Source organism: Chromobacterium sp. W521, from assembly GCF_052805975.1.
On the sequence record NZ_JBRBAF010000001.1, the window covers coordinates 428,660 to 444,818 of the forward strand.

Here is a 16,159-nt window from a genome sequence, read left to right on the forward strand (position 1 = left end):
ATCGGCGGCGACTGCCGGGCCGTGTTGTCGACACAATTAAATAAATCAACTTGACGAAATGCCATTGTAATGATTGAATTTCCAAAAACGCCAATGGCATCGCATCGCGACAATGCAAACCCCTGATGTTTCAGTGATTTGCGCCGAACGCACGCATTTGACCAAGGACAGCACCGTGACTGAAGCTTTTGAATATCGCTTGGGCGTCGATGGCGGCGGCAGCGGCACCCGCGTCTGTTTGAGCGACGCGCGCGCCCGCCCGCTGGCCCACGCAGAAGGCGGCCCCTCCGCCTTGTCGCGCGGCGTGCCGCAAGCCTGGGCCGCCGTGAACGAAGTCGTCGCTCGCGCCTTCGAGCAGGCCGGCCTGCCGCTGGCCCCGCCGGCGCAATGCGCGATCGGCCTTGGTCTGTCCGGCGTGCACAACGCAGGCTGGGCCGAGGCCTTCCGCGCCGCCGATCCCGGCTACGCCCGCTTGCGCCTGGCCACCGATGGCTACACCACTTTGCTGGGCGCCCATGGCGGCCGCCCCGGCGTGATCGTGGCGCTGGGCACCGGCAGCATAGGCGAAGCGCTGTATCCGGACGGCGGCCACCGCGAAGTCGGCGGCTGGGGCTACCCCAGCGGCGACGAGGCCAGCGGCGCTTGGCTGGGCCAGCGCGCCGCCCAGTACGCGCAGATGGCGCTGGACGGCCGCCTGGAGCCGACGCCGCTGACGCGGGCGGTGCTGGAGCATGTGGGCGGCGACTGGCAGGCGATGATGGCCTGGAACGGCCGCGCCACCCCGACGCTCTTCGCACAGCTGGCGCCGCTGGTGGTGGCCAATGGCCGCCGGGATTCGCTGGCGGCCGAACTGCTGCGTCAGGCTGGCCGCGACGCCTGGTCCATCGCCAAGGCGCTGGACCCGGATGAAAGCTTGCCGGTGGCGCTGTGCGGCGGCCTGGGCCAAGCGCTGCGCGACTGGCTGCCGCCGGAATTCGCCACCCGGCTCAGCCCGCCGCAGGGCGACGCCTGCGCAGGCGCGCTGCTCTTGCTGGCCGCCTGATCTCCCTCTCTCCGAAAAGGACTCCCCATGCGCCTTTCCCCGCTGCTGCTCGCCGGCTTGCTGGCCCTGGCCGGCCCGGCCCGCGCCGACAAAATCGTGGTCGAATACTGGACTGACTCGCTCAAGCCGCAATTCGACGCCTATTTCGCCGCCGCCAAGAAACAGTACGAGGCGCAAAATCCCAATGTCGAACTGCGCTGGGTGGATGTGTTCAACGAGGGCTTCGAGACCAAGCTCAACGCCGCCATCGCCGCCGGCCGGCCGCCGGCGCTGATTAACCACGACGTGCCCCGCTTGTATAAATACGCGCAGAAAGGCGCGCTCTTGCCGCTGGACAGCGCACTGACAGCGGACAAGGTCGCTTATCTGCCCAATGCGCTGGCCGACCTCAGCGTGGGCGGCAAGCTCTACGCCTACCCTTGGTACAACAACGTTAATGTGCTGGTGCTCAACGGCGAGCTGTTCCGCAAGGCCGGCCTGGATCCGGCGCGCAAGCTGGCCAGCCTGGAGCAGCAACTGGCCGCCGCCAAAGCCATCCGCGTCAAGACCGGCGTGCCCGGCCTGCTGCCCCAGTTGGGCCAGATCGACGGCATCATGCTTGGCCGCGGCTTGCCTCTGCTGCAAAACGGCAAGGCGGTCTTCAACAGCCCGGCGCATGTGGCCTTGCTGCGCCAGTACGCCGACGCTTACAAAGCCGGCGCTCTGGCCAAGGAGAACCTGTTCGCCGATGACAACTACCAGGCCAGCGTCAAGCTCTACAACAGCGGCCGGCTGGCAATGATGGAAACCGCGCCCACCGCGGTGAGGCGCACCCAGACCGACGCCCGCGCCATCTTCGAGGTCAGCCGGGTACAACCGGCGCCGCTGGGGCCCACTGGCGTGACACAGGGCGGCTACCAGTTCGGCTGGGCAGTATCCAAAGGGCTGCCTGCGTCCACTCAAGCCGAAGCGATCAAGTTCGCTCGCTTCCTCACCAGCGACGCTCAGCAGCTGGCGTTCTCCAAAGTCACCGGAGCCACCTTCCCCTCCACTCGCGCAGCGCTGCGCGATCCTTATTTCACCCAGGCCGGCGGCAGCCTGGTCGACATCGCCCGCGCCCAGGGCGCCAAGGCTGCGCCGGACATCCGCACCTTCAGCCTGAGCGGGGTGCCGCGGTTGGCGGACCTGAAGAAAAAACTGGTGGACAGCGTGGAAGCCGCGGTCACCGGCCGCAAGGACGCCCAGCTGGCGCTGGACGAGGCGGTCGTGTTCTGGAACCGGCAGTTGAAGTAAGCGCGCAACAATGAAATCCAGCGCCCGCAACGCTTGGCTGTTCCTGGCTCCGGCTCTGTCGCTAATGGCGGTGTTCACCTTCTGGCCCTTGCTGTTCGGAGCTTACCTGGCCTTTACCCGCTATGACCTGCTGTCGCCGCCGCAGTGGGCGGGCCTGGAAAACTTCGAATTCCTGCTGCAGGACGAGGTGTTCTGGCGCGCGATGCGCAACTCCCTGCTCTATCTGCTGGTGGTGCCGGCGATCCAGTTGGCTGCCATTGCGCTGGCGCTGCTGGCCAACCGGCCCTTGCGCGGCATCAAGCTGTTCCGCGCCGCCGTCTACCTGCCGGTGATCACCACCGTAGCCGTGGTCGGCATCATGTGGAACTGGATGTACGCCGATTACGGCGTGCTCAACAGCGCACTGCGCTGGTTGCGGCTTTTGACCGCGCAACAGGAGATCGGCTTTCTCAGCGATGAGGACATCGCCCTGTTCTCGGTGATGTTCGTCACCTTCTGGCGCGGGATCGGCTACTACATGGTGCTCTACCTCGCCGGCCTGCAGGCGATTCCGGCGGAGATGCAGGAAGCGGCCGTGCTGGACGGCGCCAATGCCTGGCAGCGTTTCTGGCGCATCACGCTGCCGATGCTAAGGCCCACCATCTTGTTCTGCAGCCTGATTTCCACGCTGGACGCATTGAAAGCCTTCGAAGAAGTGTTGGTGATGACGCGCGGCGGCCCGCTGAACTCCACCTACACCGTGTTGTATTACATGTTCCATCAAGGCTTCGATCAGTTGGACTTTGGCCGCGGTGCCGCCGCCGGCTTACTGCTGACCTGCGTGTGCTTATTGCTGGCCGGCCTCAACTTCCGCCTGCTGCGCCCCGCCCACCGCTAGCTTTCAGGACACTCGCCATGACCGCAGCCTCAAGCCTACTCGCCCGCCCCGCCCGGCAAGCCCCCGCGCGCGCTCTCCGGCGCTTGCCGGACTACCTGTTGCTGCTAGCGCTGGCCTGCGCCGCCTGTTATCCGTTTGGGTGGACGCTGATGATCGCTTTGGGCAACGGCGAACAGGTGTTCGACTTCCCGCCGCGCTGGCCGGAACCCCTGTCGCTGACCCACTTTCGCGAAGTCTGGGATCAGACCCCGATGGGACGGTTTTTATGGAACTCCGCTTTGATCTCCGGCCTCTCCACTGCCGGCACGCTGCTGGTTTCAAGCTGCGCGGGCTTCGCACTGGCGCAGCTGCGCTTTCGCGGCCGGCAATGGGTGTTTTACGCCATCATCGCCACCTTGCTGCTGCCCAGCGAAACCAATGTGCTCAGCAATTACATGACCCTGTCCTGGCTGGGGCTGGACGACAGCCGCGTCGGAGTAGCGCTTCCAACATTGGCCGGGGCTTTCGGGATTTTCCTGATGAAGCACGCCTTCGAGGAAATTCCCGAAGAAATCATTGCCGCCGCGCGCATGGACGGCGCCGGCGACTGGCAACTGTTCTGGCGCATATGCCTGCCGCTGAGCCGGCCCTATCTGGCCACCTTGGCCATCTTCACCCTGGTATGGTCCTGGAACAGCTATGTCTGGCCCAGCGTGGTGCTGAAGAACCCTGACCTCTACCCGCTGTCCGTGGGCGTGCAGTACTTGAAAGGCGCTTTCGCCACCTCCACGCGGATGGTGGCCGCCGGCGCGGCGCTGACCATCGCGCCGGTATTGCTGGTATTTCTATTTTGTCAGCGCTATTTCATGCGCGGCATGGACGGCGCGGTCAAATAACGCCGCCCGGCCGCGGCGCTCAAGCTCCGCACAGCTCTGCCAAGCGCTGCGGCTCCGCCACCAGGAAATTGCCCTCGCCCTGCAATTGGACGATGCGCGCGTCGCGACGTCGCTCCCAGGCGTTCACCGGGTACTGGCGCGCCCAGGCGCACATGAGTTGCTGGTCCTGCCGGCTCATGCGTAGCTGATAGCGCGCATGCATGTAAAGCGTGATGCGCGCCGCCACGCCGCGCACTTCTTCACGCGGCTGGAAGCGTTTGTTGCCGAAATCCGTTACCGATTGGCATTGACCGTACATCGTCGTCGGCTTGCGACTCCACGCGCCGTAGGCGAAGTTGGCTCGATCGCCGTTGACCTCGCCCACCGCCGGCACCAGATTGTTCAAATCGCCTTCCGCCATGCGGAAGACCGGATCGCTGGCCGCGCAGTTCTTGCGGCCGCCTTGCTGCCAGCATTGACGCTGATGGCCCAGATTCCAGGCCGGCACCACGTGCTCCCACTCGATGCGGCTGGCGCGGGTTTCCGATTTTCGCGGCACATAGCCGCAGGAGGCCCAATCCACCGCCTTGCCGCGGTAGTCGCAGCCGCAATAGAAATCCTGCTCCATGCCGGCAAACACCCGCGGCAATACTTTCTTGGCGTTGGAAAAATCGCGGTGTCCTACTTGCTTGACGCCGCTCACCAACTGCGCGGCCTGTACCCGGCCCGGCGCGCCCGTGTCGGCGGCTGGCCGCGTCACCTGTTCCAGCTGGCGCACCACGGCCGCTCCGGCCTTGGCCAGGATTTTGACTTCCGCTGATTGACTGATTTTGGAAAATTCGGCCGCATCGCAAGCGGCCAGCAACAAAATAACGGGGAGGAGGATGGGATAACGCATGGCGGGCAGTGTAAGTACCCGCCGTGTTCACGACAATAAGATCCAAAAAATATTACAAATGATAATCCATATAAATTTCAACAAAAACAACAACGTCATTAACCGGGACGCAAGGGCTGCCGGTGCAGCCGGACGATGGCCTCGCCGGTAGGCGCGGCCATCATATCGCGCAGCGTATACTGGTCCAGCGTCCGGAAAAACGCCGCCAAGGCTTCGTCCAGCGCGCCCTTGAGTCTACAGCCTTGCCGAAGCGCGCACGGCGGATCCGCACAGTCTATCAACTGCGACAGCCCTTCCAGCTCGCGCACCACCTCGCCCACCCGGTACTGCTCCGGCGCGCGCGCCAGCGCCAGGCCGCCGCCCTTGCCGCGGCAGGTCTGCAGCCAGCCCTGCTGCGCCATGAAATGGACAACTTTGACCAAGTGGTTGCGCGACACCTCGAAACGGGCGGCGATTTCCGGAATGGTGGCCAACTGCCCCTCTTCCTGCCAGGTCAGATACATCAGCACGCGGAGGCCGAGGTCGGTAAAACGGGTCAATTGCATGGTCTTAAAACCTGTTCCAAGCCTAGCGATCAAGCACGAGACAAGGCAAAAATGACTGAAGACGCGAAGTGTACACATGGTACACGAGCATTCTGAAACTGTTTTAAACGTCGTATCGTCGACGCGCAGCAGACATTGAACAGGTTCTGAAGCGGAGCCCGGCGGCAAGCGCCGCCGGCTCAATGGCTTAAGCGCCGACGGCGTTGGAGCCGAACACTTCGAAATGAATCCGCTCCACCGCCACGCCCAGGTCCAACAAGCTGGAGCGCTGCGCCAGCATGAAGCCCACCGGGCCGCACAGATAGTAGTCAGCATCCGGCAACAGCGTCATTTCACGCAGTTGGTTCAGCTGTAGACGGCCTTGTTGCTGATAGTCCCGGCCCAGTTTGTCCTCCGCGCGCGGCGCTTCATAGCAAACATGGGCGCGCAGCTGCGCGTGGCGTTCCTGCATCTGCCGCAAACCGTTGCGCATCGCATGCACGCCGCCGTGGCGAGCCGCGTGCAAGTAGCGGATTTCCCGGCGGCTGCCGGTTTTCAGCAGGTGCCACAGCATGGACAACATCGGCGTCTGGCCGACGCCCGCGCTGATCAGCACCACCGGACCGCTACGCTCTTCATGCAGGAAAAAATCGCCCTGCGGCGCGCTCAGTTCCAGAATGTCGCCCTCCCGCTTTTCCGCATGCAACAGATTGGACACTCGGCCCGCTGGCTTGCCGTCACCGCCCGCTTCTCGTTTGACCGAAATCCGCAGATGTTCGCGATTGGGCGCGTCAGACAGGCTGTACTGGCGCGGCTGAGCCAGCCCCCATTCCGCAACAAAGCACTTGACCGAAACATACTGACCGGGACGGAAACCCGGCACCGCGCCGCCGTCGGCCGGCACCAGATAGAAGGATGTGATTTCCTCGCTCTCGTCCACCTTGCGCGCAATGCGGAACGGCCGCCAGCCGGCCCAGCCGCCCTCGTTGTTGGCGGCGGCAAGATACAGCTCGCGCTCCTCGGCGATCAAGATATCCGCCAGTTGGCCGTAAGCGGCGGCCCAGGCGTCTATCAACTCAGGCGTTGCCGCCTCGCCCAGCACCTCCTGGATGGAGGCCAGCAAATGCTTGCCGACGATGGGGTAGTGCTCGGCCCGAATGCCCAGGCTGACATGTTTGTGCGCCACTCGGGTCAGCACAGGCGCCAACGGCGATGGGTCGTCGATGTGCTGGGCGTAGGCCAATACCGCCATCGCCAGCGCCTGCTGCTGTTGACCGGAATGCTGATGCCCTTGATTGAAGATGTTTTTCAACTCCGGATTGTAAGTGAACATGCGGCGATAGAAATGGCTGGTCAAAGCCAGGCCGTGTTGCTGCAACGCCGGAACAGTGGCTTTGACAAGGGCGCGGATTTCGGGATTCAGCATGGAAGACTCCTAAAGATGTTTTTTACATACATTTTAAAGCAGGTAAAAAATGCCGGTTGATCCCCGGCCTCCTTTAAAGATGTAAAAACTATACATCTTTATCGCGGTATTGTCATCGCCCCGGGCAAACATTCGCTCTGGGCAGTCTTGACCCAAGTCAACACCCCAACCATACCGCTTGCATAAAATCTTCACATTCTTACGGCATAACCTGGCGGCGGCGCCTCCATTGCGCAGCCGGCTTGATGAGGCGACTTATGGCATTGGTGCTTTACGACGACGGCAATCACAAATGCGTCGCCTTCACCGAACTGGTGCAAGGCGAAGGCATACAATCCAACCAGTTCGCCATCATCGACCAAGGCGAGGGCATTTTGCTAGATCCGGGCGGCAACCTCACTTACAAGCACCTGATCGCGGAACTGGCCGACTACTTCCTGCCCTCGCACACTCGCTACATATTCGCCTCTCATCAGGACCCGGACATCATCGCCTCGGTGGGCGGCTGGCTGCTCATCACCGACGCTCAGGTGATCATCGCCGAAGAATGGACCCGCTTCTTGCCCCACTTCTGCATGCGCGGGGCCACAGCCGGCCGGCTGGTGGCGATTCCGCCGCGCGGCATGTGGCTGAGGCTGGGCGGCGCGGAACTGCAAATCGTCCCGGCCCATTACTTACACACCGTCGGTTTTTTTCAGATCTACGATCCAATCAGCAAAATCCTGTTTTCCGGCGATATCGGCGCCTCGCTGATGGACGGGCACGCCGCCGGCTTGCCGATCAGCGATTTCGATGCCCATCTGCATGACAGCCACATGCTCGCCTTTCATCGGCGTTATATGTCCAATAACAAGGCTTGCAGGCTATGGGTGGAAATGGTCCGTCAGTTAGACATTGAGTGGATCGTGCCGCAACACGGCGCTTCCTTTCAGGGCAAGCCCATGGTGAAGCGCTTTCTGGACTGGTTCGAAACCCTGGAGTGCGGCACCGACCTGATCAGCCCCGCCGATTTCACGCCGCCGCCTCGCGAGGTGCCCTCTCATGACTGACTGGCTGCCGCAGAGCAATTTCGACCTTGTCGCCGGCCTGGCGCTGATCATGGGCCTACTGAGCTTGCTGGCCGCGCTGCGCTGGCAAGCGCGCCGCGACCGCGCCGCGCAAGCGCGGAACGCCGACATACAGATGGCGGAACCGGAGCCTGCGGACACCGGCGACGCCGAGCTGCCCTATCAGGTGGATGAGCTCGATTCGCTCGCCGAAGTCGACATCTTCATCGAGTTCGGCTATCTGGAACAGGCCGCGCAAGCCTTGCGCCACTACGTGGACCGGCTGGCGCCGCACTCCGGCAAGCAGCTTCAAAGGCTGGCCGGCCTATACTTGCAAACCGGGGCGCTGGACGACTACGCCTTGATGCTGGAACGCCAGCACGATCTGGCGCTGATAGGACGGGAAGCCCTGGAGCAGGCGGTGGAGGCCGGGCTTCGCGTCGAGCGCAACCACCTGTCCCTGCGAGTATTGGCGGAGCAGCGACTGGGCTGGGGGCCGGAGGAGATCGGCCTGCGTCTGGGCGACGACGCGCCGGACCTGTCGGAAGAAGCCACGGAGGAGACAACGGCGGCCATCCCCCCCTCCCGCCCGTCGCCGTCGCCATCCATCGATGCCAAACGGCCCCAAGCCTTGCTGCATGGCTGCGCCCCGCTGTTCCCGCTGAACGAAAGAGAGAAAGACGTCATCGCCGCGCTCTTGCCGGCCGAACGCCGGGCCAAGGTCTGGCTGCGCTGGCAAGAATACGCTGCCGCAACCACGGCGTTAGAGCAGACGCTGGCCTTGCGGCCTCACTCGCTGACGCATCTACTGGACCTGCTGTATGTGCATTACCGACAGCGCCAATTACCGCGCTACGCGCGGACGCTCTGGCGCTTCCACTTGGCGCTGGGCGAGCATGGCGTAAGCCTCAAAGAACAATTGATCCACGCGGGTTGGCTGCTCGGCGCCCACCCGGTGCTGGATCTGCTGGCGCAACGCCCCGCACGGCCGGAGCTGGAACGCATCGGCCGCAGTTTCGGCTTCAGCGGCGCGCCGCCCGCCTCCGCGCCTCTGCGCCGGCCGCTGGTCACGCGCCAAACCGTCAAGATGCCGGCTGAGAGCGTCGACGCGCGCAGCGAGGCGGACGCCTACCTCAGCGAAGGTCAGGTCGATATGGCTATCCAAACCTTGGAGCAGGCTGTGCTAAGCCAGCCGGAGGACGCCGCCAACTATCCGCCTTTGCTACAGCTTTACCGTCGACAAGACGACCGTGCTCGCTTCCATTGGCTTTTACAGCAGCTGCGCTCGCATGTGACGCGGCTGCCGCTGGAGGTCAGCGCGCAACTGGCCGGTTTCGATGCCGACGCCGACGCCGCCCATCGGCGCATGCTGGCCGCCTGAGCAAAACGCCCATGCCGCGCCCCACCCCGCCCGCCTCCGATATCGCCGTGCTCGCCGTCGGCATGGACGACCGCAAGCTGGCCCTGCTTCGCATGGCTTTTCGTTTGCACCACAGCATACGCTACCGCTTGCTGGAGTCCTCGTCCGGCGAACACCTGCCGGACCTGGCCATCGTCGATATCGACAGTCCAATCGGCTGGCAAGCCTGGGAAGAATTCCGCCTCCGCCACCCAGAGCTGCCCGCCTTGATCGTCGCCTCTACGCCGCCGGAACACGCCCCGGCTCCGACGCTGACCAAACCGCTGCGGGTGGAATCCCTGTTTCCCCAACTGCAAGCGGCGCTGAGGCCCGCACCTATTCCGACACGCGCTCCGGCGACGGACCCGCTGCCGGCTACGGCGCCCCGGTCCGAACCGGCCGCCGCACCGGCTCCTCCGTCTTCCATGCCGCCGATCTCCATCGCCCGTTTCGACCCGCGCCGCGGCCTGCTCGGCGCGACCACGCGGCTGGCCCGCCAACCGCGGCCGGCGCTATTGCTGGTGGAGGGCCGGCCGCTGCTATGGCTGCGTCCGGACCGCGCACAAGCGCAATGCCTGCAGCCCGCGGAGCAATTGCGCGAGCTGTGTCGGCAGGATGCGCCCGCATTACAGGCGCAGGCCGCAGGCGCCAGCGCCGGCGTCGTCACCCAGCCGTTACCGGCGCTGCTATGGCAACTGGCGATTTGGAGCAGCCAGGGGCGGCTGCCCGCCGGCATCGGCGCCGACACCCCCCTGCGGCTGAGGCAATGGCCCAATCTGACCCGGTTGGAGGCGCTGCCGGATGCGACGCGCCTAAGCGCGCTGCTGACCAAAACGCCGGCCACGCTGCGCATCATCATCCGGCTGCTTCGCGTGGACCCCGAACACGCCTGCACCTTCCTGGCCGCGGCCCATGCTTTGGGCCTGCTGGACTGGCGCAGCGATGCGCCGCCTCTGAAAGTGATATCCAGCGCGCCGGTGCGGCCCGGCTCGACGCCGACCGGCCCCCTGCGCCCAGACGGCGCCGGCTTCCTGTCCCGACTCCTGCAAAAAGTGACCCGCTTGTGAGCCTCTCGACCTTCCATCATGCGCAGCCCCGATAACAAAATCCTCTTCGCCGGCCCCGTGGGCGCAGGCAAGACCACCGCCATCGCCGCCATCAGCGACATCGCCCCGATCCGCACCGACGCCAAGGCCAGCGACATGACCCTGCATCGCAAGGACCACACCACGGTAGCCCTGGACTACGGCATGCTGCGCCTGGACGCCGACACCAAGGTCCACCTCTACGGCACCCCCGGCCAGGAACGCTTCGACTTCATGTGGGACATCGTCAGCCGCGGCAGCATCGGTCTGATCCTGCTGTTGGACCACAGCCGCGCCAACCCTCTGCAGGATCTCAGCTTCTTCCTGCGCGCCTTCGAACCGCTGCTGCGCCGCGCGCCGCTGGCGCTGGGCGTCAGCAAGACCGATCTCGCGCCGCTGTCCGCCACCGACGTCTACGCCGAAGCCCTCGCCGCGCGCGGCTTGAACGCGCCAGTGTTCGAAGTGGACTGCCGCCGCCGCGAAGACATCAAACAACTGCTGCTGGCGCTGCTGTACTCGATAGACCCTGGCCTGGGAGAACCGCAATGAACGAAGAACTGCGGCTGAGCGGGCCGCTCTACCCGATGGCCACGCCGGCCGGCGCCTTTTACGCCGTGGCGGGAGCCGAAGCCGACCTGACCCGTCGCCTGCTGTTCAACATCCTGCGGCTTGGCCATGCGGTGCCGCTGAGCGAACCCTTGCTCAGCGAATGGTGCGACGACGAGTTGGAACAGGCGCTGGCCACCCTTTATCGATTGCAACGATTGGAATTCGTGCACGGCACCGCGGAACCGCGGCCTGCCCTCGCCGGCAACCTGGAAAGCCAGCTGCCGGAGCTTCTGGAGGCTTTGTCCGGCAGCGGTCAGGCCTTGCTGGCCGACGATAACGGCCTCTATTACGCCACCGCAGGCTTCCACCACGAAACCGCCGAGGAAATTGCCGCGCTGGCCGGCGATTTGATGTCATTGAGCCGCCGGCATCATCTATTGCTCAAGAACCATCTCAATCTGGGCAGCGCCGCCTGGGCCGCGGTGGACCCGGCCGGCCGCAGCCAACTGGCTTTTTACCCCCTGCACGTGGCGCAGCAGGCCTTCGCGTTGATCATAGGCGGCGAACCTCGGCTGCAAAGCGAAGCCTTTGTGGGCTTGGTGGAGTTGCTGGCGCGCCGCTACGCCTGAACCCCGGCCGCGCTACGGCCGGCGCATTGAACAAAACCCTGGAGAACACCATGCGTGAACAGATGCTCAAATCCATCCTGAGCGACCTCAACGGCGCAACCGCCGACATAGAAGCATCCGCCATCATTTCCGCCGACGGCCTAACCATGGCGGCGCTGCTGCCGCAGGAGGTTGACGAAGACCGGGTCGGCGCGATGGCCGCTGCGATGCTCTCGCTGGGCGAGCGCACCGCGCGAGAACTGGCGCGTGGCGGGCTGGAACAAGTGATGGTCAAGGGAGAGCACGGCTACATTCTGATGAGCCACGCCAGCCCGGACGCGGTGCTGACCGTGATCGCACGGCGCGAGGCCAAGCTGGGTCTGATTTTTCTCGACGCCAAACGCGCGGCGCGCAGCATTGCCGAAATTCTCTGAGAACCTCGCGAGCAGGGTCGAGACAAGGCGAAAACGAGCGAAAAAGCGGAATGGTCGGGTGGTACATGCGCATTTTGAGCTTGTACTCACCGTGCAACGCTCCACGAAGCGCAACAGACTTTGAACAGGTTCTAACAAGCAGGCCTATGCTTGGCGGCGCATGGCCGGCACAATACGGTTTTGCTTCCGCGCAAGACTCGACTCCATGTGGAAAACCATACTCGCCATCTCCGTCGGCGCAGCGTTGGGCGCCTTGTTGCGCTGGGCGCTGGGCGTCAAGCTGAACAGTCTATGGCCCAGCCTGCCGCCGGGCACGCTGGCCGCCAATCTGATCGGCGGCTACATCATCGGACTAGCCGTCGCCTTCTTCGCCAGCGCGCCGGGGGTGTCGCCGCTATGGCGGCTACTGGTGATCACCGGCTTTTGCGGCGGCCTGACCACCTTCTCCACCTTCTCCTCCGAAGTCATCGCCTTGCTGCAGCAACAACGGCTGTTGCCGGCGCTGGCCGCCGTCGCCGTTCACGTCGGCGGTTCGCTGCTGGCCACCCTGACCGGCATCGCCAGCTGGCACTGGCTGCGCGCGCTCAAGGGATGATGCCGTCTAGTGGGTCGCCCCGCCCGTCTCGACAATGTCCTCCGTCGCGGTCAAAGCCGTTTCCAAGGCCAGCCGCAGACCGGCGACTATCATCTCCAGGCTCATGCTGGGCGCGCCCGGATGCGCGGCGGCCTGCTCCGGCAAATAGGGAATGTGGATGAAACCGCCGCGCGCGGGCGCGCCGGTCAAGGCGTGCATCAGGCCGTAGAACACATGGTTGCAGACAAAGGTCCCCGCGCTTTGCGACACGGCCGCTGGAATGCCGGCGGCGCGCAAGGCCGCCGCCTGCGCCTTGATCGGCAAAGTGGAAAAATAAGCGGCTGGCCCCCCCGGCACCACCGGCCGGTCTATCGGCCGATGGCCGGCATTATCCGCGATGCGGGCATCGTCCACATTGATCGCCACCCGCTCCAAGGATAGCTCGGGGCGTCCGCCCGCCTGACCCACCGCCACGACCAGCGCCGGCCGCAATGCGGCCATTTCTCCGCGCAAAACGCTCAAGGCCTCGCCGAACACGCATGGCAGCCGCCTCGCAGCCACCACCGCGCCCATCAAGGACTCTCCATCCAGCCGGCTCGCAGCCTCCCATGACGGATTCACGCTCTCGCCGCCAAACGGTTCGAAACCCGTCAACAACACGATCTTGCTCATTCAAGCTCTCCCTCGTCCAAAGCCAGCAAGGCGAAAGTCCCCAGCCAATGCTCCCCAGTGTAATGACCACTGACCACGTGCGGCAGGCCGGCGTCCAGATGGGCCCGCGCGCTTTGGCCCAACAAAGCCCCCCAAGCGTCGTCCGCCGGCAGCGCCGCCGTCAACTGGCGCAAACACCAGGCGCGGCTCAAATTCAAGCCGATGAGATGGCCGATCTTGGGGTCCGAGCCGTTACTGACCTTTACCGGACTCAGCAAGACAGCGTTTCGCGGGAAATCGGGCAAGAAAGCGCGCAGCCAATCGCGAAACGGCTCGGCCGGCAACAGCCGGCTAAGCAACAAAGCCTGGCATAAGCAGGGAGATAGGAAATCATCGCCGCTTGGCTCCAAGCGCGCCGGATAATCCACATCGGACAGGAAATAACGCCGGGCTGCCGCCTCCAGCACCTGCGCCAGCTCGGCATCGTCGGCGGCGCGTGCATAGTCCAGGCTCAGCAACAAGGCAAAGGCGGTGTTGGCGTGCCCGCCGCTGCGGATCGGATAATCCTGCAAAGGGAGAAACGTAAGCCAGCGCTGACGGATCAAAGTCAACAGCGGCCGCATCGCCTCGCGCCATTGACCGGATTGAGGCGCCTCCCAGGCCTCAAGCTCTTGCGCCAAGGCCAGCAACCAGGCCCAGCCATAAGGCCGCTCATAGCTTGTACGGCCCAGGGCGGCGAAGTAGTCCGCCTCTGCCTGGAAAGCCTGCGGCGAAAAATGGCTGGCGAATAGAGCGGCGATATCAGCCTGCTCCGGCAAACGTGGAAAACGACGCGCCAGGCGCGCCAAAAGCCAGAAGCCATGCACGGCCGAGTGCCAGTCGTAGCAGCCGTAGAACACGGGATGCAGGCTGCGCGGCGTGCGCGCATCATCCGGCCCGTTCAGCAAGTGGCTCAGAAAGTTCGGATACTCCCGAACCAGGCCGGCCAGCGGCAGCGCCGCCAGCGCGGAAGCTTGTTGCGGATTCATTCAGCCTCCTTTAGGCCTGTTCACGATCTCGCGAGACAAGGCGAAAACAGCTGAGAAAGCGGAATGTACACATGGCACATGAGCATTTCGAAGGGGTTTTCAACGCCGTATCGCCACCGCGCAACAGATCGTGAACAGGTTCTTAGCGAAACACGATGAAATACATCAACAGAATATTCACGCCCAGCAAGGCCAGCGCGGTGGGAATCTGAGTCTTGATCACCAGGTATCTGTCCTTCAGTTCCAGCAAGGCCGCTGGCACGATATTGTAATTGGCGGCCATGGGCGTCATCAGCGTGCCGCAATAGCCGGAATACATGCCGATGGCCACCAACGGAGCGGCGTCGGCATGCTGGCCGACGATCAGGAAAGGCAGCGCGATGCCGGCTGTCATCACCGGAAACGCTGCAAAGGCGTTGCCCATGATCATGGTGAACAGCGCCATGCCGATACAGTAGATCGCCACCAGCAGAAAACGGTTGTCCGGATCGACAAACAGGCCCACCACCTCTTGCACCGCCTGGCCGGTCTTGGCGGCGACGAACACCCCTCCCAGCATCGCCAGCATTTGCGGCAGGATGGCGGCCCAACCAATGGAGTCCACCAGACGACGCGATTCGCGCACCGCCTGCAGCGGGGTGCCTCCAGTCAGCTTCCATCCCAGCAACAGCGCGCAGACGCAGGACACCGCCAAGGCGGCCAAGGTCAAATGCTTCTGATCCAACAAGGCCGCGCCGCCAATCCCGACATCCTTCAGCAACACCGTGCAAGCCACAGTCAACAGCGGAATCAACAAGGCGGGCAGGAAAATCTTGTTGCCCAGGCGGCTGGCGGCCTCCTGTCGCTGCTGATCGCTGCTTTGGCTATAACTGCCGGACGCCAAACAGCCGGCTCCGGCCAACAGGGCAAGCGCGATCACGATGAGGCCCACCAGGCGATAGGCCATCGCCTTGCCCAGAACCGCCGTTATCAAGTCGCCGAACAAAAAGGTGGAGCCGAACAAGAACCAGAACAAGGCGGTGGTATAGCGCTTGGGATTGCCGCGGTCGCGCAGCGTCATGCCCACCAAGAGCATCACCACAATGCCGATCAGATAATAAATGTCATTGATGCTGAACCATGCCTTCATGCCGCAGCCTCCTGTTGAGCGCGCCAAGCGGCGATATCGCTTTGCAATCTGGCGTCAAGCCGCGCCAAGCGCGCCATATGGATGATCAACGCGCTGACGGCGGTGGGAATCGCCCACAGGCCGATGTGCAGCGGTTCGATATTGGCGATGCCGTTTTCCTTGAGGAAGGCATCCATCAACAACACCGCGCCAAAGGCGATGAAGATATCCTCGCCGAAAAACACCGCGATATTGTCGCAGGCGGCGGCATGAGCGCGGATGCGGTCGCGCAAGACCGGCGGCAGTTCCCCCAGCTGATTGGCCGCGGCGCCCTCGGCCATCGGCGCCAGCAAAGGGCGCACAGTTTGGGCGTGGCCACCCAGATTGATCAGGCCCAGCGCGGCGGTCAGCTCGCGCACCACGAAGTACAGCATCAGGATGCGCGCGGTGGTGGCGCTGCGAATGCCGGCTATCCATTGCTGTGCGCGTTCTTTCAGGCCATAGCGCTCCAACAGGCCGATCACCGGCAGGATCAGAATAAAGGTGGCCAATTGACGGCTATTGAGGAATTTTTCGCCGAAGGTTTCCAACAGCGCGCCCAGATCCATGCCGACCGCCAGGCCGGTGCTCAGACCTGCGGCGGTGACCACCAGCAGCGGATTGAAGCGCAACGCGAAGCCCGCCACAACCACGGGAATGCCCACCAGGGGCAGGTAGGATGCAAGATCCATGCAGTTTCTCCTTTGTATGATGGAAATGGCCGCCTGCGGACGGCTCTAGTTTC

Annotated in this window: 18 protein-coding genes; 11 read left to right on the forward strand and 7 right to left on the reverse strand. The window is 63.9% G+C overall.

Annotated elements, in window-relative coordinates; genetic code table 11:
• The first annotated feature begins 175 nt into the window (after window positions 1-175).
• The 4 genes from ACUXV1_RS02045 to ACUXV1_RS02060 are packed head-to-tail and all read left to right on the forward strand — an operon-like array spanning window position 176 to window position 4,066.
• Window positions 176-1,042, forward strand: coding sequence for a BadF/BadG/BcrA/BcrD ATPase family protein (locus ACUXV1_RS02045; RefSeq protein WP_446014226.1), 867 nt, complete (start codon window positions 176-178; stop codon window positions 1,040-1,042).
• A gap of 27 nt (window positions 1,043-1,069) precedes the next feature.
• Window positions 1,070-2,314, forward strand: a complete 1,245-nt coding sequence (locus ACUXV1_RS02050) for an ABC transporter substrate-binding protein (RefSeq protein ID WP_446014225.1) — start codon at window positions 1,070-1,072, stop codon at window positions 2,312-2,314.
• 10 nt (window positions 2,315-2,324) lie between these two features.
• A complete protein-coding gene (locus tag ACUXV1_RS02055) occupies window positions 2,325-3,191 on the forward strand; it encodes a carbohydrate ABC transporter permease (RefSeq protein WP_114155090.1) in 867 nt (288 codons plus the stop codon).
• A gap of 17 nt (window positions 3,192-3,208) precedes the next feature.
• On the forward strand, window positions 3,209-4,066 hold the full coding sequence (locus ACUXV1_RS02060) for a carbohydrate ABC transporter permease (protein ID WP_446014224.1): 858 nt from the start codon (window positions 3,209-3,211) through the stop codon (window positions 4,064-4,066).
• Window positions 4,067-4,085: 19 nt separating this feature from the next.
• On the opposite strand, the gene ACUXV1_RS02065 is transcribed toward ACUXV1_RS02060, so the two are convergent.
• From ACUXV1_RS02065 to hmpA, 3 genes are all read right to left on the reverse strand, one after another.
• Window positions 4,086-4,943: an endonuclease gene (locus ACUXV1_RS02065; RefSeq protein WP_114155095.1), complete on the reverse strand. Its 858-nt coding sequence runs from the start codon at window positions 4,941-4,943 to the stop codon at window positions 4,086-4,088.
• Window positions 4,944-5,041: 98 nt separating this feature from the next.
• Window positions 5,042-5,488, reverse strand: coding sequence for an Rrf2 family transcriptional regulator (locus ACUXV1_RS02070; RefSeq protein ID WP_194426526.1), 447 nt, complete (start codon window positions 5,486-5,488; stop codon window positions 5,042-5,044).
• 187 nt (window positions 5,489-5,675) lie between these two features.
• A complete protein-coding gene (gene hmpA, locus ACUXV1_RS02075; protein ID WP_081554964.1) occupies window positions 5,676-6,893 on the reverse strand; it encodes an NO-inducible flavohemoprotein in 1,218 nt (405 codons plus the stop codon).
• Window positions 6,894-7,150: 257 nt separating this feature from the next.
• Between hmpA and ACUXV1_RS02080 the strand changes: the two genes are divergently transcribed.
• The 7 genes from ACUXV1_RS02080 (at window position 7,151) to crcB (ending at window position 12,609) form a co-directional block, all read left to right on the forward strand.
• Window positions 7,151-7,942 (forward strand): MBL fold metallo-hydrolase, encoded by a 792-nt coding sequence (locus ACUXV1_RS02080; RefSeq protein ID WP_446014223.1) that lies wholly within the window; start codon window positions 7,151-7,153, stop codon window positions 7,940-7,942.
• Complete coding sequence (locus tag ACUXV1_RS02085; RefSeq protein ID WP_446014222.1) at window positions 7,935-9,320, forward strand: type IV pilus assembly protein FimV; 1,386 nt, start codon at window positions 7,935-7,937, stop codon at window positions 9,318-9,320. The genes ACUXV1_RS02080 and ACUXV1_RS02085 overlap by 8 nt, the downstream gene beginning before the upstream one ends.
• 11 nt (window positions 9,321-9,331) lie before the next feature.
• A complete protein-coding gene (locus ACUXV1_RS02090; protein ID WP_081554966.1) occupies window positions 9,332-10,405 on the forward strand; it encodes a hypothetical protein in 1,074 nt (357 codons plus the stop codon).
• Window positions 10,406-10,423: 18 nt separating this feature from the next.
• Window positions 10,424-10,972: a GTP-binding protein gene (locus ACUXV1_RS02095; protein ID WP_019100998.1), complete on the forward strand. Its 549-nt coding sequence runs from the start codon at window positions 10,424-10,426 to the stop codon at window positions 10,970-10,972.
• A complete protein-coding gene (locus ACUXV1_RS02100; RefSeq protein ID WP_019100999.1) occupies window positions 10,969-11,601 on the forward strand; it encodes a hypothetical protein in 633 nt (210 codons plus the stop codon). The genes ACUXV1_RS02095 and ACUXV1_RS02100 overlap by 4 nt, the downstream gene beginning before the upstream one ends.
• A 50-nt stretch (window positions 11,602-11,651) precedes the next feature.
• On the forward strand, window positions 11,652-12,014 hold the full coding sequence (locus ACUXV1_RS02105) for a roadblock/LC7 domain-containing protein (RefSeq protein WP_019101000.1): 363 nt from the start codon (window positions 11,652-11,654) through the stop codon (window positions 12,012-12,014).
• Window positions 12,015-12,219: 205 nt separating this feature from the next.
• Complete coding sequence (crcB, locus tag ACUXV1_RS02110; protein WP_446014221.1) at window positions 12,220-12,609, forward strand: fluoride efflux transporter CrcB; 390 nt, start codon at window positions 12,220-12,222, stop codon at window positions 12,607-12,609.
• A gap of 6 nt (window positions 12,610-12,615) precedes the next feature.
• On the opposite strand, the gene pcp is transcribed toward crcB, so the two are convergent.
• From pcp to ACUXV1_RS02130, 4 genes are all read right to left on the reverse strand, one after another.
• Entirely contained in the window at window positions 12,616-13,260 is a 645-nt protein-coding gene (pcp, locus tag ACUXV1_RS02115) for a pyroglutamyl-peptidase I (RefSeq protein WP_081554967.1), read from the reverse strand.
• Window positions 13,257-14,267: a DUF2891 domain-containing protein gene (locus ACUXV1_RS02120; RefSeq protein WP_446014220.1), complete on the reverse strand. Its 1,011-nt coding sequence runs from the start codon at window positions 14,265-14,267 to the stop codon at window positions 13,257-13,259. Before ACUXV1_RS02120 ends, pcp begins: the two co-directional genes overlap by 4 nt.
• A 142-nt stretch (window positions 14,268-14,409) precedes the next feature.
• On the reverse strand, window positions 14,410-15,396 hold the full coding sequence (locus tag ACUXV1_RS02125; RefSeq protein WP_446014219.1) for a DUF979 domain-containing protein: 987 nt from the start codon (window positions 15,394-15,396) through the stop codon (window positions 14,410-14,412).
• Window positions 15,393-16,106: a DUF969 domain-containing protein gene (locus tag ACUXV1_RS02130; RefSeq protein WP_019101005.1), complete on the reverse strand. Its 714-nt coding sequence runs from the start codon at window positions 16,104-16,106 to the stop codon at window positions 15,393-15,395. Before ACUXV1_RS02130 ends, ACUXV1_RS02125 begins: the two co-directional genes overlap by 4 nt.
• Window positions 16,107-16,159: the final 53 nt, after the last annotated feature.